20 protein-coding genes are annotated in these 26190 nt (G+C 39.0%); 10 read left to right on the forward strand and 10 right to left on the reverse strand.

Annotated elements, in window-relative coordinates:
• The first annotated feature begins 165 nt into the window (after nt 1-165).
• The 7 genes from ACYVHJ_RS09300 to purE all read left to right on the forward strand — a co-directional run bounded on the left by ACYVHJ_RS09300 (nt 166) and on the right by purE (nt 6735).
• The gene (locus tag ACYVHJ_RS09300) at nt 166-492 is read left to right on the forward strand and encodes a hypothetical protein (protein ID WP_460514252.1); all 327 of its coding nucleotides are present in this window, start codon (nt 166-168) and stop codon (nt 490-492) included.
• A gap of 2 nt (nt 493-494) precedes the next feature.
• Nucleotides 495-788 (forward strand): hypothetical protein, encoded by a 294-nt coding sequence (locus ACYVHJ_RS09305; protein ID WP_460514253.1) that lies wholly within the window; start codon nt 495-497, stop codon nt 786-788.
• A gap of 10 nt (nt 789-798) precedes the next feature.
• On the forward strand, nt 799-2406 hold the full coding sequence (locus ACYVHJ_RS09310) for a PepSY-associated TM helix domain-containing protein (RefSeq protein WP_460514254.1): 1608 nt from the start codon (nt 799-801) through the stop codon (nt 2404-2406).
• 460 nt (nt 2407-2866) lie between these two features.
• Nucleotides 2867-4645, forward strand: a complete 1779-nt coding sequence (locus ACYVHJ_RS09315; protein ID WP_460514255.1) for a P-loop NTPase family protein — start codon at nt 2867-2869, stop codon at nt 4643-4645.
• A gap of 79 nt (nt 4646-4724) precedes the next feature.
• Nucleotides 4725-4877, forward strand: coding sequence for a lmo0937 family membrane protein (locus tag ACYVHJ_RS09320; RefSeq protein WP_339904655.1), 153 nt, complete (start codon nt 4725-4727; stop codon nt 4875-4877).
• Between the two features lie 197 nt (nt 4878-5074).
• The gene (locus ACYVHJ_RS09325; RefSeq protein WP_460514256.1) at nt 5075-6214 is read left to right on the forward strand and encodes a 5-(carboxyamino)imidazole ribonucleotide synthase; all 1140 of its coding nucleotides are present in this window, start codon (nt 5075-5077) and stop codon (nt 6212-6214) included.
• A complete protein-coding gene (gene purE / locus ACYVHJ_RS09330) occupies nt 6211-6735 on the forward strand; it encodes a 5-(carboxyamino)imidazole ribonucleotide mutase (protein WP_339905612.1) in 525 nt (174 codons plus the stop codon). The genes ACYVHJ_RS09325 and purE overlap by 4 nt, the downstream gene beginning before the upstream one ends.
• Before the next feature lie 127 nt (nt 6736-6862).
• Here the strand turns inward: purE and ACYVHJ_RS09335 are convergent, their stop codons facing one another.
• Nucleotides 6863-7216: a DUF3127 domain-containing protein gene (locus ACYVHJ_RS09335; RefSeq protein ID WP_339905611.1), complete on the reverse strand. Its 354-nt coding sequence runs from the start codon at nt 7214-7216 to the stop codon at nt 6863-6865.
• 582 nt (nt 7217-7798) lie between these two features.
• Here ACYVHJ_RS09335 and ACYVHJ_RS09340 point away from each other — a divergent pair.
• Both ACYVHJ_RS09340 and ACYVHJ_RS09345 read left to right on the forward strand, forming a co-directional pair.
• Nucleotides 7799-8914, forward strand: coding sequence for an MBL fold metallo-hydrolase (locus ACYVHJ_RS09340; RefSeq protein WP_460514257.1), 1116 nt, complete (start codon nt 7799-7801; stop codon nt 8912-8914).
• 214 nt (nt 8915-9128) lie between these two features.
• Nucleotides 9129-10928 (forward strand): hypothetical protein, encoded by a 1800-nt coding sequence (locus ACYVHJ_RS09345; RefSeq protein WP_460514258.1) that lies wholly within the window; start codon nt 9129-9131, stop codon nt 10926-10928.
• Between the two features lie 40 nt (nt 10929-10968).
• Here the strand turns inward: ACYVHJ_RS09345 and ACYVHJ_RS09350 are convergent, their stop codons facing one another.
• Both ACYVHJ_RS09350 and ACYVHJ_RS09355 read right to left on the reverse strand, forming a co-directional pair.
• Nucleotides 10969-11364: a VOC family protein gene (locus tag ACYVHJ_RS09350; RefSeq protein WP_339901927.1), complete on the reverse strand. Its 396-nt coding sequence runs from the start codon at nt 11362-11364 to the stop codon at nt 10969-10971.
• A complete protein-coding gene (locus ACYVHJ_RS09355; RefSeq protein WP_339901926.1) occupies nt 11361-11864 on the reverse strand; it encodes a ClbS/DfsB family four-helix bundle protein in 504 nt (167 codons plus the stop codon). The genes ACYVHJ_RS09350 and ACYVHJ_RS09355 overlap by 4 nt, the downstream gene beginning before the upstream one ends.
• 248 nt (nt 11865-12112) lie before the next feature.
• Between ACYVHJ_RS09355 and ACYVHJ_RS09360 the strand changes: the two genes are divergently transcribed.
• Nucleotides 12113-14002 carry a mechanosensitive ion channel family protein gene (locus ACYVHJ_RS09360; protein ID WP_460514259.1) on the forward strand — a complete coding sequence of 630 codons (1890 nt, stop codon included), beginning with the start codon at nt 12113-12115 and terminating at the stop codon, nt 14000-14002.
• 223 nt (nt 14003-14225) lie between these two features.
• On the opposite strand, the gene msrA is transcribed toward ACYVHJ_RS09360, so the two are convergent.
• From msrA to mutY, 7 genes are all read right to left on the reverse strand, one after another.
• Complete coding sequence (gene msrA / locus ACYVHJ_RS09365) at nt 14226-14723, reverse strand: peptide-methionine (S)-S-oxide reductase (protein WP_460514260.1); 498 nt, start codon at nt 14721-14723, stop codon at nt 14226-14228.
• Between the two features lie 127 nt (nt 14724-14850).
• Nucleotides 14851-16062, reverse strand: a complete 1212-nt coding sequence (locus ACYVHJ_RS09370) for a bifunctional alpha/beta hydrolase/OsmC family protein (protein WP_460514261.1) — start codon at nt 16060-16062, stop codon at nt 14851-14853.
• A gap of 638 nt (nt 16063-16700) precedes the next feature.
• Nucleotides 16701-18173: a glutamate synthase subunit beta gene (locus ACYVHJ_RS09375; protein ID WP_339901922.1), complete on the reverse strand. Its 1473-nt coding sequence runs from the start codon at nt 18171-18173 to the stop codon at nt 16701-16703.
• Between the two features lies 1 nt (nt 18174).
• On the reverse strand, nt 18175-22668 hold the full coding sequence (gene gltB / locus ACYVHJ_RS09380) for a glutamate synthase family protein (protein WP_460514262.1): 4494 nt from the start codon (nt 22666-22668) through the stop codon (nt 18175-18177).
• Nucleotides 22669-23037: 369 nt separating this feature from the next.
• Complete coding sequence (gldE, locus tag ACYVHJ_RS09385; RefSeq protein WP_339901920.1) at nt 23038-24387, reverse strand: gliding motility-associated protein GldE; 1350 nt, start codon at nt 24385-24387, stop codon at nt 23038-23040.
• 56 nt (nt 24388-24443) lie between these two features.
• Nucleotides 24444-24911 (reverse strand): single-stranded DNA-binding protein, encoded by a 468-nt coding sequence (locus ACYVHJ_RS09390; RefSeq protein ID WP_339901919.1) that lies wholly within the window; start codon nt 24909-24911, stop codon nt 24444-24446.
• Between the two features lie 46 nt (nt 24912-24957).
• A complete protein-coding gene (mutY, locus tag ACYVHJ_RS09395) occupies nt 24958-26040 on the reverse strand; it encodes an A/G-specific adenine glycosylase (protein ID WP_460514263.1) in 1083 nt (360 codons plus the stop codon).
• Nucleotides 26041-26190 lie beyond the last annotated feature (150 nt).

Raw genomic sequence — 26190 nt, forward strand, 5'->3', positions numbered from 1 at the left:
ATGTGACTTTTGAGCTAAGATCCTATATTTTTAAAACTAATTTTTTGCACCGGTACCACCATTATTGCTTCGTGGTGGTTCTGGTGTTCCTTTTTTTTAGTCACAAGTGACAAGTGGTCACTTGATTAAGTCTTGTAAACCATAGAAACGAATAACAATATAAGAATGATTACATTAAGTACAATCTTTACCCTCTTGGGGTTTGAGTTTTTTTACCAAACTTCTCAACGGGCCGTAATTTTAAGACCTGCCCATTGGGAGGAATGGTTTAGATCCAATGCACAATTGGCCAAAAGCATAGGTGGCCTATTGATGTTGATAGGAATGCTTTTTTCCATATACGCCCTGGGTTTGGGTGCGGGAATATTTGCATTTATCTGTTCATTAATGCTCGTCGGTAGCTTGGTGGTTTTAATTTCCCCTCTGGTGTGGATCAAAACCGGCTGGATAATATCCGGATTTGGTCTTTTATTAATCCTAGAATTGTTTTAATCATGCCTGCCAATAAAAAACACCTCAACCCCAATTTTCTACACCGCTTTTCCAGGATTTCAGCAGGTCTTATAGGCGGGTATTTCGTTACCGTATCTTTCTTTCTTGCACTTTCCTATGTTTTGGATAAAGTTGCGGTGCTCTTCACGCTGGTATTTGGAGGCTTTTTACTTTGGGTAGGGCTTCTTATTGTGGCTTTTATAGCCAAAAAAGGATGGAAAATTTGGGCAATTTATCTTTTGCTCAGCCTTGTTTTTTCTTCTGTAGTCTATTTCTGTCAATCCTTACCCATTTAATTCTTCAATCATGAGCAATAGGATATATAATATTCTTTTTCACACCCATACAATTTCCGGTATTTTCATCAGCTTGGCATTGTATGTCATTTTCTTTGCCGGCTCCTTTTCATTTTTCAGGGATGAAATCAATAGTTGGGAAAGAAATGAGCCATTGGCAGTTGGTTGGAAATTGGAAGAAATGGATTTTGATAAGGTACTAGATAGCCTTGAAACCAATGAAAGTTTAATCAATAGGGACATCACCTTCAATCAATATTATGATGAACAACGCTTGTCCATGAATATTTCCCCACCAAAAAACGACAAGCCAAAGGAATCAGGAAGGCGCAGAAGGGGGACATTCAAATACCTAAATACCCAAGATTTAAACACTTATGATTATAAGAGCTCTTATTCTATTGGAGAGTTTTTGTATCGATTACATTTTTTTGCCCAGCTTAACTTTTTTGGCCGATCGGGATATTTGCTGGCAGGAATAATTGCTTTTTTCTTCCTGTTCGCTGTGGTTACCGGGGTTTTGGTTCACTGGAAAAAGATAATAAGCAATTTTTTCATGTTCAGACCCAAGGCAAGTGTCAAAAACCTATGGACAGATGCCCATACTGCACTGGGAATATTAGGACTTCCCTACCAGTTTATTTTCGCACTGACAGGAGTTTACCTAATTGTAGGGCTGACAATCATGTCTCCGGCTATTGTTAAGTTTATTTATGAGGACAGTACAGAGAAGGCTTATGATGATTTCGGTTTCAATTCGCCTGAGTATGCTTTCAGTGGCGAAACCTTGTCTACCGATTTTTCCATCAACCGCCTCCTCAACGAAACCAAAGAAAAGTGGCCTAAGTTTGACATTCGCACTACTGAGATATACAATTATAGAGATCAAAACATGCATGTTAAATTTAAAGGAAAAGCAGATTTTGACATTAACTTTGCCAGTGCAGGCAGTATAACTTATAAAGTGGCTACAGGTGAAGTGGTTAGTGAAATGAGCCCATTTGAGGAGGTACCTTATCTGGAAGGAGCTCGAGCAGTCATAAAAAGATTACATTTTGGAGATTTTGGAGGCATTGCTGTTAAACTGATTTACTTTATTTTAGGAATGGTTACCTGTTTTGTGATAATTTCCGGGGTAATGATTTGGTTGGTTGCCCGAGATAAAAAAAGTGTGGCTCCTGTCAAGCGTAAGTTTAATGCTTGGTTGGTTTGGTTTTATTTAGCCGGATGCCTAAGCATGTATCCTGTAACAGCCCTTACTTTTGTTATGGTAAAAATAGGCCTTCAGGATCCTGATATGGACAGGGTGTCATTTATTTTTCAAACCTATTTTTGGTCATGGCTCTTGTTAACCTTGCTTTTCACTTTCCTTAAAAACAATGCGCTGACGAATAAGTGGACATTGATTTTGGGTGGTGCAATGGGATTAATGGTTCCTTTAGCAAATGGCTTGTTTACAGGTAATTGGCTCTGGATAAGTTGGATCAAGGGTTATTCAGATATCTTATTGATCGATGCTTTTTGGTTGATTAGCTCAATCGGTACTTTGATCATAGGCTTAAAAATAAAGCTGGAAAAACCTGTTTCATTGAAAAGTGGAAAGATGATCCCTGCTTAAAAATTTGTTTGGATTGAAAAACCACCTGATGGGTACCGAAAGGCAAATGTGCTGTGGGTACCCATTTTCTTTTATAGCATTGATAATGGGAGAAAATAATGGATGAATGCTCGCGACAATAATCATTTGGAATGGTTTCCCTAACATGGCTCAATTGAAATTGCTCATTTTGTTTTAACTTTTTATACTACATTTATATTTTATTTACCAGAGCGATACTCGAGGAGTGTTTTCCATTATTTAAAGTTGATGGTGCCACAAAGAATTTGCAAGCTATAATAGGGCTAAATTCTGGGCTTTTATCAATAGTGAAGTCCTTATCTCACTTGAAAACTCTTAAGGCTTAGGCTTTGGTTAAAGCTAGGCCAAAATTAGATCGAGTAAAGCAATGGTTTCGCTGGTAACAAAACAGTCATTGTCATTAGGGAGCCATCTTCCCTATGACCAAATATCTTAATACATGAACGTTGAATTTGACCTTTCTGATCCGGATAAAAAACTAGCAGCCATCCGGGACAAAATACTTTTATTGTCTTTAGGACGCCTAGGACTTTTCTTAATAATGTTGGCCTTATTGATTGTAGGAATAACAGAAATTCACTGGCTCCTCTTTCTGTTTTTCCCTGTGAGCTTTGTCTTTGTAAGCCTGATTTTAAAATTCAACAAAGAAAAAGACAGGGAAAGCTTTTACAAGGCAGTCAAAGAGATCCATGAAGAACGTGTTAACCGAAAGAATAGAAAGCTGAAAGATTTTGACAAAGGAGCGGAATTTATTGATCCTATACATCCCTTTGCAAGTGATCTGGATTTATTTGGTGATCATTCTTTGTTCCAAATGATCAACCATACGGTAAGCCGTGGAGGTAAGTCACGTTTGGCTTCTTGGATGAAGTCTCCTTTGAAACCAAAAGAGGCTGAAGAAAAGCAAGCTGCTCTGATGGAACTACGTTCCAAAAAAGACTTCCTATTTGTATTTGAAGCCCTAGGTAAGGCTTTTATGAAAAAAGACAATACTTCTGATGGAAAAGCCAGATTTTATTCTTGGTTAAAGAAAAGCCTGCCATGGAAATCCTTGTATTTTATTCCCATGGTTCTTGGTCCACTGCTTGGGCTAATTGTTCTTTTTGGTGTATTGTACAACTTCTTTTCTACTGCCTACTTAAGTGTTTTTATTCTAGTGGGAATGGGGCTATTGGGTTTGATATTTAAACCTCTGATGGAGGCAATGAAATCCTTACCCAATGACAGTGATCTTAAAACCTTACAAGCTTGGGCAAAACTTTTGGAAAAGGAGCAATTTGAAAATCCATTATTATTAAAGTTTTTAAAGCCTGTCAAACAAAATGAGTTTTTGGCTTCAAAAGCCCTTAAGCAGTTGGAAAACCTTACTTTTATGGTAGAGAACAGGACCAATTTGTTGTACTTAATTTTCAATATTCTCTTTTGGGTTGATTTTTATGTTTTGTACAGGCTAAAGAAATGGAATGAGATGGCCGGTCAAAACATGAGAGCGTGGGAAGAAACCTTTGAAACTTGGGAGGCATTGGTTTCTATGGCCGCATTTATGGAAGAGGAAGACCTTAGTACTCAGGTTATTTGGGAAGAGGAAACTGTATTTGATGCAGAGGAGATCAGGCATCCGCTGATAGTCCCAGAAACCTGTGTAGCCAATAATTTTAGTTTAGGAGAGAAGGAAAAGGTAGTATTGCTTACCGGGTCCAATATGTCCGGTAAAACTACCTTTATGCGAACCCTAGGAATAAATATGGTTTTGGCAGGCATGGGAATTCCACCCTTTGCAAAGACTTTTAAGACAGGCCCTTTTTCATTGTATACCAGCATGAGAAATACAGACAGTCTGGGGGAAAGTGTAAGTTCATTCTATGCAGAATTGGCAAGAATCAAAGGAGTTTTAGAAAAGGCAGCTGCCGGAGAGCCCGTCTTTTATTTACTTGATGAAATCTTGAAAGGGACCAATACGGCAGATAGGGTACTAGGAAGTGAGGCACTAATCAGACAATTGGCACAGACCCAGGCCAAGGGTATCATCTCTACACATGATATTGAATTAAGCACCTTGGAAAACCAGTTGCCCTTTTTGGTAAATTACAGTTTCCACCACGATATTCAAAAGGATGAAATCGTATTTGACTATACAATAAAGAAAGGTTCCTGTCCTAATTTTAATGCGCAAAAGCTAATGGAACTGATGGGCATAGAGATCAACAAAGCTTTATAAAATAGCGACTCAATTTACTTTGGCATAAATATTGGTCTAGTAGTATCAAATAAAACAACCATTTAAAACCAATACAACCATGAGTTCTTTATTGTATGTGATTGCAATCATTCTTGTAATAGGATGGATTATAGGAGCCTTTGTATATACTGTAGGAGGCCTTATACATATATTATTAGTGTTAGCAGTAATAGCTGTTTTGTTCCGTCTTATTGGTGGGAGGTCAGTTTAGCCTTCTGGATTATAATATAAAATGGGGTTACCTAATGCGGTAACCTTTTTTTTTGTCTAATTTTTTCAATCGTATAGCTCTTAGGTGAAAAGAATAAACTATGTGCAAAGATTAATTTAACTTGCCATGGCTTATCCCTGCAACATAATGGTAGAGATTCCTTAATTTTGTACTGATTCATAAAAAATTATCATACTGTGCAGAAAAACTATCAGCAAAAGACCCTAGGAATTTTGGGTGGAGGACAATTGGGAAGGATGCTTATCCAATCTGCTATCAATTATAACCTTGAGGTGCATATTTTGGATCCTGATCCAAATGCTCCCTGTAAATTCCTCAGTAATAATTTTGTAAATGGAAACTTGAAAGATTATGATGCAGTTTATTCTTTTGGGAAGAATTGTGATGTCATTTCAATTGAAATAGAACATGTGAATACTGAGGCCCTATTTCAACTTGAAAAAGAAGGCGTAAAAGTTTTTCCTCAACCCCATATCATCGCGCTCATTCAAGACAAAAGAAGCCAAAAACAATTTTATTTGGATCAGGGAATCCCTACATCTCCATTTATTCTTACAGAAAATAAAGAAGAGGTGAAAAAGCAAGCATCGTTTTTGCCGGCCGTAAATAAGTTGGGAAAAGAAGGTTATGATGGCCGTGGGGTACAAATAATGCGCAATGCAGATGACCTGGAAAAGGCCTTTGATGCCCCCGGTTTGCTGGAAAAGTTAATAGATTTTGACAAGGAACTTGCCGTGATTGTGTCGCGGAATGAGGCCGGAGAGGTGAAAAGCTTTCCCTCGGTGGAATGTGCCTTTCATCCTGAGCATAATTTAGTTGAGTTTTTATTTTCCCCGGCAGATATTAGTTCAACAATAGAAGCAAATGCTAGGGCACTTGCCGAAGAGGTGATTCAAAAGCTCGACATGGTGGGTTTATTAGCAGTAGAGCTATTTTTGACCAAATCCGGTGAATTGCTGGTTAATGAAATTGCCCCTCGCCCGCACAATAGTGGGCATCATACCATTGAAGCCAATTTTACTTCACAATTTGAACAGCATCTTAGGTCTGTCATGGACATGCCATTGGGCGAGACTGGTTTGAGATGTCCTGCTGCCATGGTAAACTTGCTGGGAGAAGATGGCTATACAGGAGATGCCATTGTGGAAGGAATGGATGAAGCCATTAAAGAACAGGGAGTCTACCTACATTTATACGGGAAGAAAATCACAAAGCCATTCAGGAAAATGGGTCATGTTACCCTTCTTGCGGAAGATGCCGGCTTATTGAAAGAAAAAGCAGATAGAATAAAAGAACTTATAAAGATTAAAGCATGACTGAGATAAAAGTGGGTATCATCATGGGCAGTCAATCCGACCTGCCAATAATGTCTGAAGCCGCCAAATTTTTAGAAGAAATGGAAGTAGGCTATGAATTGACCATAGTATCTGCCCATCGAACTCCCGTTCGAATGATAAACTATGCCCAAGAAGCTAAAAAAAGGGGTATAAAAGTAATCATTGCCGGGGCCGGAGGTGCAGCACATCTTCCGGGAATGGTGGCCTCCCTTACCAGCTTACCCGTTATTGGTGTGCCAGTAAAATCCTCCAATTCAATTGATGGATGGGACAGTATTCTTTCGATCCTTCAAATGCCTTCCGGAATTCCCGTGGCTACAGTGGCATTAAATGGAGGGAAAAATGCGGGTATTTTAGCCACTTCTATCATTGGTGCTTATGATGAGGAAGTATCAAAAAATCTCGAGGAATTTAAACAATCTCTTTCAGAAAAAGTATTGGCTTCGGCGGAACGAGTGGAGGAGATAGGCTGGAAAGCCGCACTAGATTCAAAGCAATAGGCTTATGAAAACAAAAAAGTCGGATTCAAAAATTAGAATCCGACTTTTTTTATCTCCGGCAAATAGCTACAAAATAACATTGAACCGGGTAGCAATGTGCTAAATATATATTCAGGTTTGATTGTTATTAGAATGGCAATACATCTCCTTCACTCTCATCATTGAAAGTGGTGACATCAGGCATTTCATTCTTTGGGGCCGGAGCAGCATTTGGGGTGCTTGCATTATTTACTCGCCAGATTTTTACGTCGGTATACCAGCGTCCATTAAATTCCCTGCTTTCTACCTCAATACTTGCCGTCAATTCTTGTCCTTGCTGAATGTTAAACTGATCTATTTTATCCCCCCAGACAGTTAGACAAACTTTCTTTGGATACTGTCCTCCGGTTTCCAAAATATAGTCCCTTTTTCTCCATGTTCCGTTTCTACCATTTCCGGATTGTTCTTCTAGGGCTTGTATGATTTTTCCTGATATCTCCATGTTGATTCTTTTTTAATGAAAAAACGAAGGTAATTAAATCCTCTTGATTTTTAAAACGAGATCTTGGAAGGTTAGAATATACAAAAAGGTAATTCAAAGCAGTTTTGCTGTTTTAAGTTCGAATTCCTTAAAATAGGAGCTTTTTTAGGTTTTGGATTAGAGAGACTTCCATTGTTCATTAATGCCTACCTGATAAAAAATTTAAACCTGAATGGTTTTTAATCGTAACTTAACCCGGATAATTCAATAAGATTTCCGTATTTAAGGGAAATGTTGGAATCGTATGAAAATCAGGCTGGTTGGAAATTTTAGGATCCCACTTCTTTGGTGCAATTGAAAACAGCTACAAAGTGGCAGATTTTGTAGGGATTTCAGCAGGTAATAGAAGTTCTATTGCATCTTTAGCGTTTAAATTTAACCTATACAATTCTAACCGTAAAAAGCTATTGGATTAAGCTAAACTTTATTTTCACCTCGGTTTTTTCGGACTCTTGCGAGAAAACCTTTTCTTTTTATAACCCATGGCTTTCGACGCAATAGTTAGCAGTCTAAATGAGAATACTTAAAAAATTAATATACAGAATGATTACCCTACTTATTTCAGTAATCGGCCTTCTAATTATAGCGGGTATATTGTTTATGCATTTTAGTCCGGAGTTTGGTGGAAAGCCTAGTGAAGAGGCTTACAGCAGGTATACCCAATCCAAACATTTTAAGGATGGGAAATTTGTAAACAATGGAAATGTAGAAATGGAAATGAGTGCCGGTGATATGTTCAAAGCCATCACCGGAATGATGAAGACCATTCCAAACTCGGTTCCGGAAGAGAATATAGCAACCGTAAAAATTGATTCCCTGGATATCGTTCAGTTTGGGTCCGAAACCCGCTTGGTTTGGTTTGGCCATTCTACCTTTTTATTACAACTAGATGGCAAGACAATACTGATAGATCCGATGTTTGGGGAAGTTCCTGCTCCCCATCCTCTTTTAGGAAACAAAAGGTTTAGTAAGGAACTTCCTATTGAAATAGAGAAGTTGCCTGCAATAGATGCAGTGCTTATTACCCATGATCATTATGACCATTTGGACTATGGTTCCATTCAAAAGTTAAAAGAAAAGGTCAATACATTTTTCACTCCTTTAGGTGTAGGGGCTCATTTGCTAGCCTGGGGTATTGATAAGAAAGACATTGTAGAGATGGATTGGTGGCAAGAAGAAAACTTTGAGGGGTTGACTATACGCTGTACGCCTGCCCAGCATTTTTCAGGAAGAAGAATTTCGGATAGGGCCCATACCTTATGGTCTTCCTGGATCATCCAATCCCCTACAGCCAATTTATTCTTTAGTGGGGACAGTGGATACGCAGATCATTTCAAAGAAATCGGAGAAGAATATGGGCCTTTTGACCTGGCCTTGATGGAATGTGGACAATACAATGAGCTGTGGCCGACTGTCCACATGTTTCCTGAGCAAACAGCAATGGCAGGTCAAGATGTAAAAGCCAAAACCATCATGCCTATTCACTGGGGTGCTTTCAAATTGTCTCACCACAGTTGGACAGATCCGGTGGAACGGGTTTCTCAAAAAGCAAAAGAGCTGAATTTAAATGTCATTACTCCAAGAATTGGGGAGCCCATAGTGCTGGATAATATTGTCATTTCTCAACCGGATTGGTGGCAATTGTTGGGCAAAGAATAACCTAAGTATATTATTGATTTTTGTTCAAGCTTGAATTAGGTCTTCAATATTTTTCATTTAACCATAAGCATCAGGAAGGTATCTACAATTATAAATATTTAGTATCTTTGAAACTATTCCCGAAGCGGTTATTTTTATTTACCCAACGAAGCTCACCCAAGTGTGTGAGCGTTTTTTAATTTCAATGGAGACGATAAGGTAAGCAATTGGTTTTATGACAGATTATTCCTCATTTAGGCATCCGATAACGCATACAGAAGATATCAGAACAGTTGCAGAAGTTAAATCCAATGCTCCTGTTTATAACCAATACTATATACTTCCGGAAGATTGTGAAAACGGAGATCATGTAGGAAAGGTAAATTTTTTGTGGAGCCATCAAAAATTTTTTAATAGGAGATGGGCAACTCAGATAGATGACACTTCTTATAGTTTCGAAATACAGTCAGGAAATACGGACCAAGCATTTTCAATTTCAGCCGGAGGAGAACTATCCATTCTAAAAGCTTCGCTTTTTAAGGAGACAAGGTACCTGACGGTGCGGGTCAAGTTATATGATTCTTATTTTCAGGATACCATTTGTAAGGTTTATAGAATACCGGTTAGAAACTGTGTTTACTTTGACAATGAGGTTAAGGACAAGGGGCAAGGCACGCGGAAACATCCCTACCGAAGGTGGAGAGATAACTTCTATGGAAGCAATCCGGCCATAAGCACAGGAAAAGCGGGGATGTTTTATTTGTGGAAAAGAGGGCAGCGGATAGAAGATTGGACAAAGGTCCAAAACCCCTTGATTAAAGGTAAACTTCCTCCCTATATTACCTTAGGAGCTTGGGGTAAAGGGCCCAGGCCTATAATAGATGGGAGCAATAACAAAACTTCAGAACGATTTTGTGATGTTGGAGATGCCAGATTAAATGGAACCTCTGTAACTTCGGCCACTAATCCGGAAGGAGTGGCTCACAATATCTGCATTATGGATATTGCAACGGATTTTGATGGAGAAGGAAGTTGGTATCCATATCAGGTAGGGATGTATGGGAAAGGAAATAGATTTATCCGGCTAAAATGCAGTACATGTCTGGAATGGGAAGATGGCTTTTTCTGGGTAAAAAACCATCCGGGAGCAGAAGGTTCCGGTTTTATTGAGGCCTTGTTTCAAGATATTGAGACCTATGATAGTAAATACAGGGCGATAAAGTTTGAAAGTGGAGGGATAAAAGGGCGAAATTTTCGCTGTTATACCTCGGTTATGGATTCAGAAACGCCTCTATCTGCAGCCAACGCCCCATTTGTTGACCTAAAGTATGCTGACCTGCGGTGCAAAGACAACAGAAGGAGCTTAGGTATTCAAATTAGGGCAGAGGCCCATTGCTACGAGTGGTTTTACCTAAAGGGTTATCAGGATGCGATGAATCCCTTTCGTCACATTGCTCACAATGGCCTGGATGCCAGTTTTGGAATAAAAAATTCCGGGTACAAGCATATATTAATAGACGGGTGTACCCGGTTTATTTCTCAATCGGTAAATAATGGTCCAACGGATAAAAAACCGGTTGGAATTTATTTTAAATACATTGATGTGATGAACTCCTCATGGGCCAAAGGGGGACTGACCATTGCTCAAGAAGCCACTGATACGCTTATAGAAATGTGCAATTTGGGGGATTCACCGGGAATAGTGATTTTTCCGGACACTTCAGGCACTGTAATAAGAAATTGTACCGTTCCGGGTAGAATTGATAGGAGGGCAGAAACTACCATTATAAATACGGTTTTTGGTAGGTTGGCAGGAATGGGTGGAGGGAAAATTATTTCCTCTGCAAGTCCCTTAAAGCCAGCCTATTTTGTGAACATGGCAGAAGGGAATTACAGACCCGCTCATGGCTCACCTTTGGTTGGAGCTGCTTCTCCAACAATCAATTTAGCCTATGATTTGGAGGGAAATGAGGTACGAAGCTTTCCAACCATCGGTTGTTATGAGCTAGCGCCTGACCCTGTACCTGAGGAATAAGTCCATTGATTGTTAATTTGAATTTATATTTTTCTAATAATTACTGACCGGCAATAGGTGTGCAAATCTCGATTATAATTCCATTATGGTCCTTTAAGTAACCTACCTTTTGTCCCCATGGCTTTTCTTCGATTCCCTTGTATAACACAGCACCTGCTGCAATGGCTTTATTAAAATCCTCAGAGATATTTTCAGTGACAAAAGCAATCTCCATTGTAAAGGATTTTTCCTTTATGGACTCCGGTTGAAAATTACTGCCAAAATTTGCTTTTCCTAATTCTTGGGAAGCAAAGGACAAGGTTGTTTCCCCGGAAACCAGTTCTCCGTAATCGTTTTCAGGAGTTTTGAATTTTATTTTGAAACCAAATGCTTTTTCATAGAGTCCCAGTGTTTTTTGGACATCTTTTACGTAGAATATTGTGTAGCCGAATTTCATAAATTTTTTAAGGATTTTTTTATAAGTTTTGATGCCCAGTCGTAATGACTGGAAGTATTGGAAATAAGATACGCACCCAGCGAAGTACTGCCTGTCCATTTGTACCGTTTTTTTTCAAATAGTTCCTCATTGGTATGTTGGTCCATGATTATATGAATCTTTTTATGAGAACCACGTACCAAATCAATGGCTTCTTCTAAGAGAAGGGTTTTATTTTCTTCCTGAATTTTTCGGTTGAGTTCGGGAAGGGTTTTCCAAGTATAGCCCTTGGCCGGTATATTAGGCTGCTGCCCTTTCATTCCTACCCTGTACCATTCCAGCATCATTAGGTGCCACCGGTGAAGATGGGCCAAGACGTCTTTAATATTTCTATTCAAAGTAGGAGGTGGAAAAGTTAGCGTCCTTTTTTCATCAGGATAAGCATTTACTTCATCCATAAGCTTGTCAAAGTTCTTTTGACTTAAAAAGATGAGTTCGTCTTTTGATTGAGGCCTTGGCATAACATTTTCATTTTAAGTAAGCTTATTTCCGAGATTACTTCCTGAAAAGAAGCCATGCTTTATGATCCATCAAAAGTTAATCCATATTCTTTTGATAACCAAAAGATAATTGGATACTCGAAATTTTGACCTTCTATATTGTTTGTAAAATACAGTCAGTCAAAGAGTTAAAAGTTGTTTTTTGCTTGTGAAAATAAAGGTTTGAATTACACCGACTTTCACTATATTTATGGCTTATAATTACAACAATGGGGAAGTTATCTCAATTTATATTATCGCTATTTTTCCATAGCGTTTTAGTGTTTAGCGCCCTTGGCCAAGACTTAGAGTTTGATACTTTGTTACAAAACAAGGACTCAATTGACAATGCGGCCATGGAGGAATTTAACAGGAAGTTGGCTGTAGTAGAACTGGAAAGAAAGGTAGACTCCCTTAAAAAGGCTACGCTTGAGGCACAGCTCTTGGAACTTAAAACCACTGATAACCTTCAAAAAATTGATTTGATCCAACAGCTGGAAGCGATCAAAGAGAATGAAAAAAAACGACTTTCCGATAAGATCGCTCAAATTGATTCTTTAAGAGCTACTGCCAAGGGTTACCCTGTTTTAGGGGTTAAGAAGGATACGCTTTTTTTAATTTATTCCAAGATGGGGGCCGTTTCTCCGAAGGAAAGGGCCATTAGTGTATCCAATAAAATCAAGCAGCTTTATGAGGATGATTTTTTAATTGATGATTCCATCCGAATAACTAAAGTAGAAGATACTTATGACCTTATTTATAAGGATTTAATTATAGCCAGTATTTCAGAAAACGATGCCCTATGGTCCGGGAAATCAAAAGAAGAACTGGCTGAAAATTCCTTGCAAATTATAAAAGGGGCCATTGAGGAGGCCAGGGAGGAAAACAGTTGGCTAAAGTTATTGTCGAGGGTTGGTTTGGTAATCCTTGTGGTGATGATTGCTTGGTTTGCTATAGGCTTGATTTCAAAAGGCTATGACAAGCTTCTTTTAAAGTTTGAGAACAAAAAAGATAAATTGCTAAAGGATTTGTCCTATAAGGACTACACCTTCTTGAGTGTGGATCAAGAAACCCAAATGCTGTATTTTTTGATAAAGTTCTTGAAATGGTTTGTGTATTTTCTTTTGCTTTACATTACCCTGCCCATCATTTTCAGTATTTTTCCTTTTTCACGCGATTGGGCCAATACCCTCTTTTACCTCATTTGGGCTCCATTTAGAAGTTTATTGTTATCCATATGGAATTATCTGCCCAATCTTTTCACAATTCTGGTGACCTATTATGTAATGAAATATGTGATCAAGTTTGTGAAATATATCTTTAGGGAAATAGAGGCTGAGAAACTGGTGTTGTCCGGCTTCCATTCCGATTGGGCCATGCCTACATTTAGCATCGTGCAATTTTTGCTATATGCATTTATGTTTATCTTAATTTTCCCTCATTTACCGGGCTCGGATTCAGATATTTTTAAGGGTGTATCTGTTTTTGTAGGGGTATTATTTTCACTAGGCTCTTCATCAGCCATTGCCAATATGGTAGCTGGCTTGGTGATTACATACATGCGACCGTTTAAAATTGGGGACCGTATTAAAATTGACAATGTGACCGGAGATATCATAGAGAAAACCCTTCTCGTCACCCGTGTGAGAACAATTAAGAATGAAGTGATCACTATTCCCAATTCATCGGTACTTACAGAAAACACCACAAATTATAGCATAGAGGCAAAGGATAAAGGCCTGGTGGTTCATACCACGGTTACTATTGGCTATGATGTCCCTTGGCCCAAGGTCCATCAAGTATTAATAGAGGCAGCCAATAGAACAGACATGATTATGGATGACCCCAAACCCTTTGTTTTACAAACGAGTTTGGAGGATTTTTATGTGGCTTATCAAATCAATGCTTATACCCGAGAGGCGAGTAAACAAGCACTAATTTACTCTAGTTTGCATCAAAATATCCAGGATGCATGTAATGAAAGTGATATAGAGATTTTATCCCCACATTATAGGGCAGCAAGAGATGGCAACATGAGCACTATACCTGCTGATTACCTTCCCAAAGATTATCAAGTTCCCCACTTTAATGTAAAACTTGACAAGGGAGACAAAAAATAATTGATTCAAAAGCCTTATAGGGCTTGTTTTAATCAATCATGAATTCAAACTAAAAAGGAAGGTTCGAGATTATTCAGAAAATGTACTTTCTCCAGTGAAATTGTTGTCTCAGGTTTATAAAGTTATCCAACTTTTATTAATTGCTCTGAGCAAGATCAGGTTTACCTTAGATACAAAAGAAAAGACCTGCCAAAATTAATTTAGCAGGTCTTTTATGAATTGTTTATTTCAAATAACTTTCCTCAAACCTTTCAAAATGACAAGTATATCCATTGGGATACCTCAGTAAGTAATCTTGGTGCTCCGGTTCTGCCGGCCAAAATTCTTCAAAAGGCTCTAGGCTTGTAACAACCTTAGCATCCCATTTTTGGGAAGCGTTGACAATTTTTATCATTTCTTCAGCATCGTTTTTCTCTGCTTCGTTTTGGAAAAAAATAGCTGATCGATAACTCGAGCCCATATCATTTCCTTGGCGGTCTAGCGTAGTAGGATTGTGGATCCGAAAGAAATAATCCAACAGTGCAGTGAATGAAGTTTCCTCAGAATCATAAGTGATCTCTATACCTTCGGCATGACCGGGATGATTTCTATAGGTAGGGTTTTTATTTTCTCCACCTAGGTAACCTACTTCTGTATCTTTTATTCCTTTTTGGGTTCGAAAAAGGTCTTCCATGCCCCAAAAGCAACCTCCGGCCAAATAGGCCTTTTTAAGTTTTCCCATTTTTGCTCCTTATTTTATTTTTTATGTGATACTGTTCTTAATTCAACCAAAGGAGTAACTCCTCTTTACCCTATAGAGGCTCAACATAATTCCCGCAATTTTTGTGCGATTTTTTTTAACATTACTCCTATTCATTATTTGGCTCCCCTTTTATTTCTGTTTTTATTGTGGAGGATTGTTGTAAAGTTTTATGTACTGGGCATTTTGCTGCAATAACCCTTAACCTTTCTTTTTGTTTCGTGTCCAGGTTACCAACGAACTCAATGGACTTTGCAAAAACATCTTTATTGTCACCTTCAAACATTTCTTTACTATGGTTAACATAGGTATAAACCTCCTGAAGATCCCATTTTTTACGTTCTGCATACAACTTGAGCGTCATTCCTGTACAGGCTGCCAAACCTGCCGATACCAATTCAAATGGTGACATACCAAAATCAAACCCTCCCACACTTTTAGGTTCATCGGCAATAATGCCATGATTTTGGGTGTTGATATAGGTAGTGAAATTATCTTCTTTTAAATTTAAATGGGCCACCAATTGATGCTTGTTGGGGTTGGGGGTGTCAAAGGATTTTAGGTCTATATATTTGGAAGCCCATGAACCAATTAGCTCACCCACATACATACTATCTTCACTTTTTGTTAAAAGATGGTTGGCATTGTCTAGGGAGACAAAACTTTTCGGATGTTTAGCTTTTTGATAGATTTCATGGGCATTGTGGATCGATACAATTTCATCTACAGGGGAATGCATGATTAGAATTGGCTTTCTTAGATTTTCGATGGTAGCCGGCAGATCATGTTTTTCGAATCCATTAATAAATTCTCCAGTAATGGTAAATTCCCTGCCACCAATCAGAACTACAGTTTCTTCACCACTAGCCAGTTTTTTTGCCTGTCCTGCAAAGTGTTTTGTGACATGCTTTACTTCAGCAGGAGACCCAATGGTCACTACCCCTTTTATATTGTTCAGTTTAGAAGCAGCCACAATTGCTGCTGCTCCGCCAAGGGAATGACCAATGAGAAGCGCAGGCGCTTGATAATGCTTGGTGATATAATCGTTGACAACCATTAAGTCATCCACATTGGCCTCAAAATGGCTATTGGCAAAGTCTCCCCCACTTTTTCCTAAACCTGTAAAATCAAACCTGACCACAGCAATGCCCTTATTGTTCAAGGCCTGCCCAATGTTTCTTACTGCATTAAGCTGGCTCGTACAGGTAAAGCAATGGGCAAACAGAACAAATTGTTTGGGTTTCTGGTGGTTAGGAAAGTCGATTGATGTTGACAATTCATTTCCCTTTTTGTTTAATATTTTAATTCTATCTGTATTCATTATATGTTAAGGTTAAAATCCAGAAATATACCGTGGATGAAATTGACAGTGTTGAATGATTGGCATTGAAGTAATGCTAGTCATTCAACTTTACAAACCTATTGATAGTAGTAGTTTATGTGATAGGTGAAAATTCCTTAGTGGTTGGCAAAACTTCCTTTGGAGTAAAAGTGACTGAGTAAAATGAAAATAAAGTAATTTTATTAGATGCTTGGTTTTGAAAACATCAACTAAAAGTAATTTAAAGAGTATATTTTATTATATTAGCAAAAGAAGGAGGTTATTCCAAAACCCTAATTATTTGTTATACCAAAACTTTTAATAGCCATGTCTATATTGTTTCCAATTCTTTACTTTGTATTCTACCTTTTGATCCTTGGGTTGTTGTGTTATTTGGTTTATAGCTGGGTCAATAAATTTATAGTGTTAAAGACAGAGCAAAATGATTTACTAAGAGAAATTGTAAAAAGGATGGATAAAAAAATGTAGTTTATTCACCTGTGCGGAAATGATTTGCTCACAAAGTTACTCAAGCTTTCGGGTGAGCAGTTCACCGATATATTTTGTTCAAAAAATTGGACAATAAAAAAGGCAATCCAATTTGGATTGCCTTAAGTATATTTGCTGACTGAGCGAAATTAGCTCTGTGTCACTTCTTGTTCATAAGAGTAGAAGGATTGATCTCTCCTTGCGAGGGTTGATTCTCCTTGTAAGAACTTATCAACTTCCACCGCACATTCACGGCCTTCAGCGATAGCCCATACAACTAGAGATTGACCTCTTCTCATATCTCCGGCAAGAAATACTTTAGGAACTGAGCTTTGGTAGTTTTTAGACTTAGGCAGTCCATTTTCCAAAAACGCTACACCGAAAGATTCTAGGAGACCGGCTTTTGGCCCTAAGTAACCAATAGCTAAAAATGCCAAGTCACAAGGAAGGGTTCTTTCTGTTCCTTCGATTTCGAAAAACTGCATTCTGCCGTTTTCCTCTTTCCATTCAATGTCTACCACAGTAAGTCCTGTAACATTACCATTTTCGTCTTTGGTAAACTCTTTGGTAAGTACGGACCATACCCTTTCGGCACCTTCTTCGTGAGAACTAGAAGTTCTCAAAGTCATTGGCCATTCAGGCCAAGGGTTAAGGGTTTTTCTGCTTTGAGGTGGTTTAGGCAATAACTCGAGTTGGGTGATAGATGCTGCTCCATGACGATTGGAAGTACCAATACAGTCACTTCCGGTATCTCCACCGCCAATTACAATGACATGCTTGTCCTTTGCATGGATAGGATTGCTTTCCAACTCGCCTGAAATCACTTGGTTTTGTCTGCCAAGAAATTCCATGGCAAAATGAACCCCTTTGGCATCACGGTTATTGATTTTCAGGTCTCTAGGGTGTTGTGCACCCGTAGTAAGCACTACAGCGTCAAAATTCTGAAGAATATTTTCAGCTTTGATATTAAAACCTACTTCGGTGTCTTTGCTGAAAATTACGCCTTCTTCATTCATCACATCAACCCTGCGGTCAATCACCCATTTCTCCAATTTGAAATCAGGAATACCATATCTTAAAAGGCCACCTACTTCTTTGTCTTTTTCAAAGACAGTCACCTCATGACCTGCTTGGTTTATTTGATCTGCAGCAGCAAGACCTGAAGGTCCGGAGCCAATTACGGCAACTTTTTTTCCGGTTCTTTCTGCAGGCACATTAGGCTTTACAAGATTAAGCTCATAAGCCTTTTCTGCAATGCTTTTTTCGATCAATTCGATTGCAACGGGGTCTTTATTGATACCCAATACACAACTTGCCTCACATGGTGCAGGGCAAATTCTTCCGGTAAACTCCGGAAAGTTATTTGTTCCACGGAGTATTTGATAAGCCAGTTCCCATTCTTTATGGTAAACGGCATCATTAAAGTCCGGGATGACATTTCCTAGGGGACAACCATTGTGACAAAAAGGAACGCCACAATCCATACACCTTGCGGCTTGCTCGTTAAGCACTTTGGATTCCAAAGGCTTGTAAATTTCCTTGTAATCCTTTTTCCTTTCTTCAGGTGATCTGGATCCAGGTAGTTGTCTTTTATATTTTAAGAAACCTTCTTTATCCGCCATCTTATACTAATGTTTTAGAATTTTCTAATGCTCTTTTTCTCAATACTTCTTTGTAATCCTTAGGAATTACTTTTATAAACCGTTCTTTTCCGGCTTCCCAATCTTCAAGTAGTCTATTGGCTGTATTACTGGAAGTGAATTCTACATGGCTCTGTAAAGAAGTTTTGATGGTGGCAAAATCATCCTCATTGAGGGGATCAATGTCTACCATTTCTTTATTGATATTGCCAAGATTTTCTTTGAAAATATAGGCTATTCCACCACTCATACCGGCGGCAAAGTTTCTACCTATTTCTCCAAGAATGATCACCAATCCTCCTGTCATGTATTCACATCCATGGTCTCCTATACCTTCAACCACAGCTTCTACTCCGGAGTTTCTTACACAGAAACGTTCTCCGGCTTTACCTTTAATGAATGATTGACCGGATGTGGCGCCATAAAAGGCCACATTACCGATAATGATATTGTCTTCGGCGACAAAATCTGCATTCCTATTCGGGTAGACCACCAGTTTACCGCCGGAGAGGCCTTTACCGAAGTAATCATTGGCTTCACCTTCTAACTCAAAGGTAATTCCTTTGGTCAAAAATGCTCCAAAGGTTTGTCCAGCTGAGCCCTTGAACTTAAAGTGGATGGTATTGTCAGGCAATCCGGGACTTCCAAAGAACTTAGACACTTCATTGGATAGCATGGCGCCCACAGATCGGTCCACATTGATGATATCAAAGGTACCTTTCACTTTATTGGCTTGCTCTAAAGCAGGTGTAGCAGCTTCTATGAGTTTTCTATCAAGTACCTTTTTCAGTCGGAAATCCTGATCTATTTGTTTGTGAATTCCTACATGGTCAGGCACCTCAACTTTATGGAAGATTGGGCTTAGGTCTAATTTATCCCATTTCCAGTGGTTCATTTGACCATTGGCTTCTTTCAAGATGTTGCTTTGACCTACCATTTCGTTGACTGTCCTAAAACCTAGAGAAGCCATAATCTCTCTTAGGTCTTGAGCCAAGAAGGTGAAGAAGTTGACCACATGGTCTGGATCACCTGTAAAGAGCTTTCTTAATTCAGCATTTTGTGTTGCTATACCAACCGGACAGGTGTTCAGGTGGCATTTCCTCATCATGATACATCCTTCTACAACCAAAGCTCCGGTTGAAATACCCCATTCTTCAGCTCCCAGTAGGGTGGCAATGGCCAAATCCCTTCCTGTTCTCAACTGACCATCCGTTTGCAAGGTTACCCTACTGCGGAGGTTGTTGATCACCAAGGTTTGGTGGGCTTCAGATAAGCCCAGCTCCCATGGCAATCCGGCGTGTCGGATTGAGCTAAGTGGAGAGGCTCCTGTTCCACCATCTGCTCCTGAGATTAGGATTACATCTGATTGTGCTTTGGCCACCCCTGCAGCTACGGTTCCTACACCTGCCTGAGATACTAGTTTTACGTTTATTCTTGCTTTTCTATTGGCATTTTTAAGGTCATAAATCAACTGAGCCAAATCCTCAATTGAATAGATATCGTGGTGAGGTGGAGGTGAAATCAATCCTACTCCGGGAGTAGAATGTCTTACTCTTCCTATCCAATCATCCACTTTATGCCCCGGAAGCTGTCCACCTTCACCAGGCTTGGCTCCCTGTGCCATTTTAATTTGTATTTCACCAGCGTTGGTTAGGTAATTACTTGTTACCCCAAATCTACCGGAAGCTACTTGCTTGATAGCAGATCTTTCCCAATCGCCATTTTCTTTTCTCTCAAATCGAACTTCATCTTCTCCACCTTCTCCACTGTTACTTTTTGCTCCAATTCGGTTCATGGCAATGGCCAAAGTGCTGTGAGCTTCGTGGGATATAGACCCGAAAGACATGGCTCCTGTAGCGAAGCGCTTCATGATGGATTCTACCGGTTCCACTTCATCTAATGGAACAGAAATTCTCTTTTTAAATTCCAGCAAGCCCCTTAGGGTCATTGCATCTTTGGTCTGGTCGTTGATTTTTTGTGCAAATTTCTTGTACAATTCATAATCTCCCAGTTTTGTAGATTTCTGTAAAAGATGGATGGTCTCCGGATTGAAAAGGTGTTTTTCTCCCCTTCTTTTCCACTGGTAAATTCCTCCTGCTTCCAAAAGTGGGCTTTTGGTTTTATAAGCAGCATGATGTCTTACCAATACTTCATCAGCCAATTCATCAAAAGATACCCCACTAATTCTACTTACGGTTCCTTTGAAACACCTGTCAATTACCTCTGCGCCAAGACCAACAGCTTCAAAGATTTGAGCACTTTGGTAAGACTGTAGGGTACTGATCCCCATTTTAGAAAGCACCTTTAGAAGTCCCTTTCCTATGGCAGCCTTATAGTTTTCAAATAATTTCTTTTGTGGTATCTTCTTGCTCAACATACCATTTTCATTGAGCGAAAGAAGGGTTTCTAAAGCCAGGTAAGGGTTGATAGCACTTGCCCCATAGCCTATTGCGGTGGCAAAGTGATGGGTTTCCCTAATATCTCCTGCTTCTATTACCAAGCCTGCTTTGGTTCTCAATTTCTGGTTCACCAAGTGATGGTGAACGGCTCCTACTGCCAATAATGATGGGATTGGAGCAGTATCCTGCTGAGAATCTCTATCGGAAATGATAAGGATGTTTTTTCCCTCACCTATGGCATTTTCAGCTGCTTGGCATAATTTATTTAATGCTTCTAACAAACGTCCGGGTTTGCCATCCGCTTCGAAATGCGCTTTCAAAGTAGCTGAATGATACCCTTTATCCTCAAGATTTCTTAATTTCTCTAAGTCTTCATTGAGCAAGACCGGTTGAGAAATATGAATCTGTCGGGTATGTTTAGGACTTTCGTCCAAAATATTGTAGCTCTCACCAATTCTGGTAAACAAAGACATTACCAAACGCTCCCTAATTGGATCAATTGGCGGGTTACTTACCTGAGCAAATAGTTGCTTAAAGTAGTTGGAGATATGTTGACTTTGCTTGGAAAGAACAGCCAAAGGAGTATCTGCACCCATGGAACCAATCGGCTCGTAGGCAGTATCTCCCATAGGAGATAAGATTACTTTTAAATCCTCCTGACTGTAACCAAAAATGGTTTGTTTTTTCTTTATTTTCTCTGTGCTGTAAGGCAAGGAAAGCGTTGTGGGCGCAGGGATCATTCGTAATTTTAGCCGCTCTTTTTTGATCCAGGCATCATACGGCTTTCTATTGACCACTTCGTTTTTCACTTCTTCGTCAAAAGAAACTTTACCTTTTTCCAGATCAGCCAAGAGCATTCTGCCCGGACTGATACGTCCTTTTTCTATGATAGTGGACTCTCTAATAGGCAATGCGCCTGCTTCTGAAGAAAGAATAAGGCGATCATCGGAAGTAACAAAGTACCTCAATGGACGAAGACCATTTCTATCCAATGTTGCACCCAAAGATTTACCATCAGTAAACAATAGGGCTGCAGGTCCATCCCATGGCTCTACCAAAGAAGCATGGAATTTATAAAAAGCCTTTTTCTTTTTGTCCATTGTTTTGTTGTCCTGCCAAGCTTCAGGCACAAGCATCATCATCACGTGAGGAAGACTACGGCCGCTCAATGCCAACAATTCCACCATAGAATCCAAGTTTGCAGAATCTGAATTCTTAGCATTGGTAATCGGCATTAGCATTTCAAGTTCCTCATCAGTGAAATGCATGGATTTCATCAATGTCTCTTTAGAGCGCATTTTGTTCAGGTTACCACGGATGGTGTTGATTTCACCATTGTGAGACAAAAACCTGAAGGGCTGAGCCAGTCTCCAGTTAGGAAATGTATTGGTAGAAAACCTGGAGTGTACCAGCGCAATTGCTGACTTAAGCTTGTTGTTTTGTAAGTCTTTGTAAAAGGTCAATACTTGATCCGTACGTAGCTGTCCTTTGTAAATGACCGTTTGGCTACTAAAACTTGCAAAATAAAAGGCACTATTTACTCCGGGTATGGTGGAGTTGATGATTCGTGTTGAATAATTTCTTAGGATGTAAAGTTTCCGCTCCAAATCAATCCCTGAAAGATTGTCTTTGTGTTCCACAAAAACCTGCTCAATAGTGGGCATTACTTCTAAAGCTCCGGATCCCGGTACTGTATCATCTGTAGGTACAGCCCTGTATCCGATAAGCTTGAAGCCCAATTCGTTGATTATCTTGTTTAAGTTTGATTTGCATTTTTTGTAGAGTTGTTTGTTGTTTGGAAAAAACACCATCCCTACGCCATAACATCCTTCCTCGGGCAACCCAAAACCTAACCGTTGCGTAACCTCCTTAAGGAAAGTATGAGGCAACTGAATTAAGACTCCGGCACCATCCCCAGTTTTGGGATCACTACCTCGGCCTCCTCTGTGCTCCATATTGCTTAGCATAAGCAAAGCATCACTTATAGTTTCGTGGCTTTTATGGCCTTTCACATTAACAACTGCCCCAATTCCGCAGGCATCATGCTCAAACTGTGAACGATATAAACCTTGATTCATTCTGTTATGTTTAATTGTATTAGGTATTGAATTTACTTTGAAAAATCCACAATAAATTTTTCAATTATTAAATTCTAGACAATAAAGGTAAAACAAAAATGAAAGAATAGCTGAATATGGAACAAAAAATTATAATTAAGCCAATGTAGGAACGCCTTAAAATTTTAACTGAAAAAATACAAAATTTCGTAAAAGTGTATTGTTTCAGTCTAAAATTCAAGTTCATTTGGGAAACACAGCCTCTTGAATTACGCAAACATGTCTAAAATTGCCAATTTTAAAACTACGAAAAAAAAAGAAAAAAATACACACACAGGCCATAAAAAATAAGACAGGTCTTCGAATTAGCCTCTTTAACTAATCTTTAAATCAATCGATTTGGTCAGGCACATTTTTATCTATAGGCCCATCTAAAACTACTTTTACTTTCTTAATTTTTCTGGTATCAACCGCCATTATGGTAAACTCAAAATTGTCAAATTTTATCTTGGTACCATTGTTGGGTAAATTGGAATTTAATTCCAAAAGCAAGCCACCTAATGATTCACTTTCACCTTTTACTTCATCGAACAATTGAATATCGAGATCTAATTTCTTGCAGAAATCATTTAAAGAAATTTTACCTTCAAAAATAAAAGTCCTGTCGTCCAGTTTTTTGAATAAATATTCTTCTACCTCATCAAATTCGTCATTGATATCCCCAATGATTTCTTCTATAAGATCTTCCAGGGTTACCAAGCCCGAGGTGCCCCCATATTCATCCACCACAATGGCCATATGTACCCGCTTGTTTTTAAAGTTTTTGAGTAGGTCTGCTAGTTTTTTATTTTCCGGGATAAAATAACCCTTACGGATAAGAGCCTTCCAGTTAAAGTGTTCGTCATTTTCTATATGATCTAATAGGTCTTTGATATATAAGATCCCTTTAATTTGGTCGATGGTATCTTCATAGACTGGTATTCTGGAATAGCCGCTTTTATTGATTTTGTCCATCAACTCGTGAAAATCCATTTCTATATCCACAGCCGTGATGTCCATTCTGGAACGCATTACCTGCTTCACAGATAGGGTGCCAAAATTAACTATCCCTTTGAGTATGTCTCGCTCGTTGTTACTGGTGTCAATGGAGGTTATTTCTAATGCATGATGCAATTCATCTACAGACAAAGAATAGCCCTTTTTTTCTATCCGTTTCTCAATCACGTCACTGATGGACATCAATAATGAAGATAAGGGGCCAAAAATTATATAGAAAAAATAAAGAAACTCAGCAGTAATTTTCGCAAACCCTACACTTGCAGAGTTGGCATAAACCTTTGGGACAATTTCTCCTATGAATACGATGGAAAAGGTCACCCCAATGGTTTGAAAAAGAATGATTACAATTCCTGTCGCATCCGTTCCAAATATACTCCAAGTAAAAAAAGTGGTAAGGGTAACGATACTAATGTTGATAAGGTTGTTGAGAATCAGTATGGTACTCAACAACTTTTGAGGATTTTCTATAAGCGTAATGATTTTTTCAGACTTTGGGTCTGAAGCCTCTTTAATACCTTCAATATCCTCATGATTTAGAGAAAAAAAAGCCACTTCCGATCCGGAAACCAAAGCTGAGATTATCAATAATGCAATAAAAAATACCGCATTACCCACCAAATAAACCGGTGATACAGCTATGACTTCAGTCAGGAGCAGCAAACTCGGATAGGGGTCGTCCATTAATTTAATAATATAATTTTATGCAAAACTAATGATTTTACCGAATTCCAATACTATCAAAATGGTAAATCGTCAGCGTCATTTTCTCCGGAATCATAAGCCGGTGAAGAATTGGTATTCATTCCTGTGTTCGGATTGCTGTTTTGAGCGGGCATTGACTGGCCACCACCCTGTGAGTTGTCAGCCCCACTGTTTCTTGATCCTAGCATGGTAAAACTTTGTACCCTAACCTTGGTTCTTTTACGGTTATTGCCTTGATCGTCCTGCCAGGTGTCGGACTTAATTTTTCCTTCTACATAAATTTGACTACCTTTTTTTAGGTATTGTTCGGCCACTCTTGCCTGACCATCCCATAATTCCAGGTCATGCCATTCAGTATTTTCGACACGGTTACCGCTACGATCCTTATAGGATTCAGTTGTGGCTAGTCTAAGGTTCGCTACTACCTTATCTCCTTCCAAATGTTTTACTTCAGGATCTGCACCTAGATTACCCAATAAAATTACTTTATTTACTCCTGCCATTGGTAGATATTTTCGGTTTTATAAATAGCTGATTAAATATAAACAATTAATATTCTTGATTCAAATACCGGACAATCAATTTTGGTTTGCCGAGTGATTCCAGACTGGACGCATTTACCAGAGAATAGTTTTCAGATAGGACCCATTTTTTCAAGGCTTCCTTATGATTTGCTCCGAATTTTATATTTACAAAGGAAGCAAAAATTCTTTGATGTGTGAGCAGGTGTTTAAAGGGTTTTTCAGAACTTATGGTATAATTCGGTTCCAGAAGGCGGAGTTTTTCCGGCAGGTCAAGCGAATCCGGCTCAATATTGACAATGCGGTCCAATGAAGAATATTCTGCTAACGGAAAGTCAAACAGGCCTTGCCATATGTCTTTTTCATTTCGTTTTCTAACGACCGTATGTCCATCTATTTGGATATGGTAATATAAAAAGTAACGAGATTTTACTTTCACTTTTTTTTCCTTGACAGGAAGTGTTTCCACCAGTCCGTTTTGTAAGGCATGGCATCTAGTGCGCAAGGGACATTGCTGACAATTGGGGTTTTTGGGAACACATTGCAGTGCGCCAAATTCCATGATGGCTTGGTTGTACTCATCGGGGGTTTTGGCGGGAATGATTTCATTGGCCAGTTTGCCAAAGGCTTTTTTCCCTTGGTGGGAAGAAATGTCCACATCGAGACCAAAAAACCTGGACAAAACCCGGTAGACATTTCCATCGACCACAGCAATCTGTTCTCGATAAGCGAAGGAGGCAATGGCGGCGGCAGTATAGGGTCCCACTCCTTTCATCTCCAACAATTTCTTATAATTGTCAGGAAATTTTCCATTTCTTTCATGGACAATATTGCGTGCGCAAGCATGTAAGTTTCTTGCCCTGCTATAATAGCCCAATCCTTGCCATGTCCTCAGGATTTCCTCTTCCGGTGCACCGGCAAGGGCTTCTACAGAGGGGAATTTATTAATGAAAGCATGAAAATAAGGTAATCCTTGAGCTACTCGGGTTTGTTGAAGGATGATTTCCGATAACCAAATGATATATGGATTCCTTGTCTCCCGCCAAGGCAGATCACGGCGATTGAGGGGATACCAACGGAGTAGATTTTCAGTGAAATAGTTGAAATTCAAAATTTTAAAATTTTAATATTCGCTAATAATTGAACAAATGAAGCTAATTTTATCGATTTAATTTTTTAATTGGAATGGATATTGTAAATTTGCACTCCCAAAATTAGTTGGTTAATAGGAGGTTAAGCCTCAATTGAATTACACAAAAAA

The sequence above is a fragment of the Cyclobacterium sediminis genome (assembly GCF_054781075.1).

What these genes read in the sequence shown, in the direction of transcription:
- ACYVHJ_RS09375 (WP_339901922.1), bottom strand. Translation starts at nt 18,173, where the DNA reads ATGGCGGATAAAGAAGGTTTCTTAAAATATAAAAGACAACTACCTGGA.
- gltB (WP_460514262.1), bottom strand. Translation starts at nt 22,668, where the DNA reads ATGAATCAAGGTTTATATCGTTCACAGTTTGAGCATGATGCCTGCGGA.
- ACYVHJ_RS09350 (WP_339901927.1), bottom strand. Translation starts at nt 11,364, where the DNA reads ATGAAATTCGGCTACACAATATTCTACGTAAAAGATGTCCAAAAAACA.
- ACYVHJ_RS09355 (WP_339901926.1), bottom strand. Translation starts at nt 11,864, where the DNA reads ATGCCAAGGCCTCAATCAAAAGACGAACTCATCTTTTTAAGTCAAAAG.
- msrA (WP_460514260.1), bottom strand. Translation starts at nt 14,723, where the DNA reads ATGGGAAAACTTAAAAAGGCCTATTTGGCCGGAGGTTGCTTTTGGGGC.
- ACYVHJ_RS09300 (WP_460514252.1), top strand. Translation starts at nt 166, where the DNA reads ATGATTACATTAAGTACAATCTTTACCCTCTTGGGGTTTGAGTTTTTT.
- purE (WP_339905612.1), top strand. Translation starts at nt 6,211, where the DNA reads ATGACTGAGATAAAAGTGGGTATCATCATGGGCAGTCAATCCGACCTG.
- ACYVHJ_RS09315 (WP_460514255.1), top strand. Translation starts at nt 2,867, where the DNA reads ATGAACGTTGAATTTGACCTTTCTGATCCGGATAAAAAACTAGCAGCC.
- ACYVHJ_RS09390 (WP_339901919.1), bottom strand. Translation starts at nt 24,911, where the DNA reads ATGGCAGGAGTAAATAAAGTAATTTTATTGGGTAATCTAGGTGCAGAT.
- ACYVHJ_RS09335 (WP_339905611.1), bottom strand. Translation starts at nt 7,216, where the DNA reads ATGGAGATATCAGGAAAAATCATACAAGCCCTAGAAGAACAATCCGGA.
- gldE (WP_339901920.1), bottom strand. Translation starts at nt 24,387, where the DNA reads ATGGACGACCCCTATCCGAGTTTGCTGCTCCTGACTGAAGTCATAGCT.
- ACYVHJ_RS09320 (WP_339904655.1), top strand. Translation starts at nt 4,725, where the DNA reads ATGAGTTCTTTATTGTATGTGATTGCAATCATTCTTGTAATAGGATGG.
- ACYVHJ_RS09305 (WP_460514253.1), top strand. Translation starts at nt 495, where the DNA reads ATGCCTGCCAATAAAAAACACCTCAACCCCAATTTTCTACACCGCTTT.
- ACYVHJ_RS09370 (WP_460514261.1), bottom strand. Translation starts at nt 16,062, where the DNA reads ATGAATACAGATAGAATTAAAATATTAAACAAAAAGGGAAATGAATTG.
- ACYVHJ_RS09310 (WP_460514254.1), top strand. Translation starts at nt 799, where the DNA reads ATGAGCAATAGGATATATAATATTCTTTTTCACACCCATACAATTTCC.
- ACYVHJ_RS09340 (WP_460514257.1), top strand. Translation starts at nt 7,799, where the DNA reads ATGATTACCCTACTTATTTCAGTAATCGGCCTTCTAATTATAGCGGGT.
- ACYVHJ_RS09360 (WP_460514259.1), top strand. Translation starts at nt 12,113, where the DNA reads ATGGGGAAGTTATCTCAATTTATATTATCGCTATTTTTCCATAGCGTT.
- ACYVHJ_RS09345 (WP_460514258.1), top strand. Translation starts at nt 9,129, where the DNA reads ATGACAGATTATTCCTCATTTAGGCATCCGATAACGCATACAGAAGAT.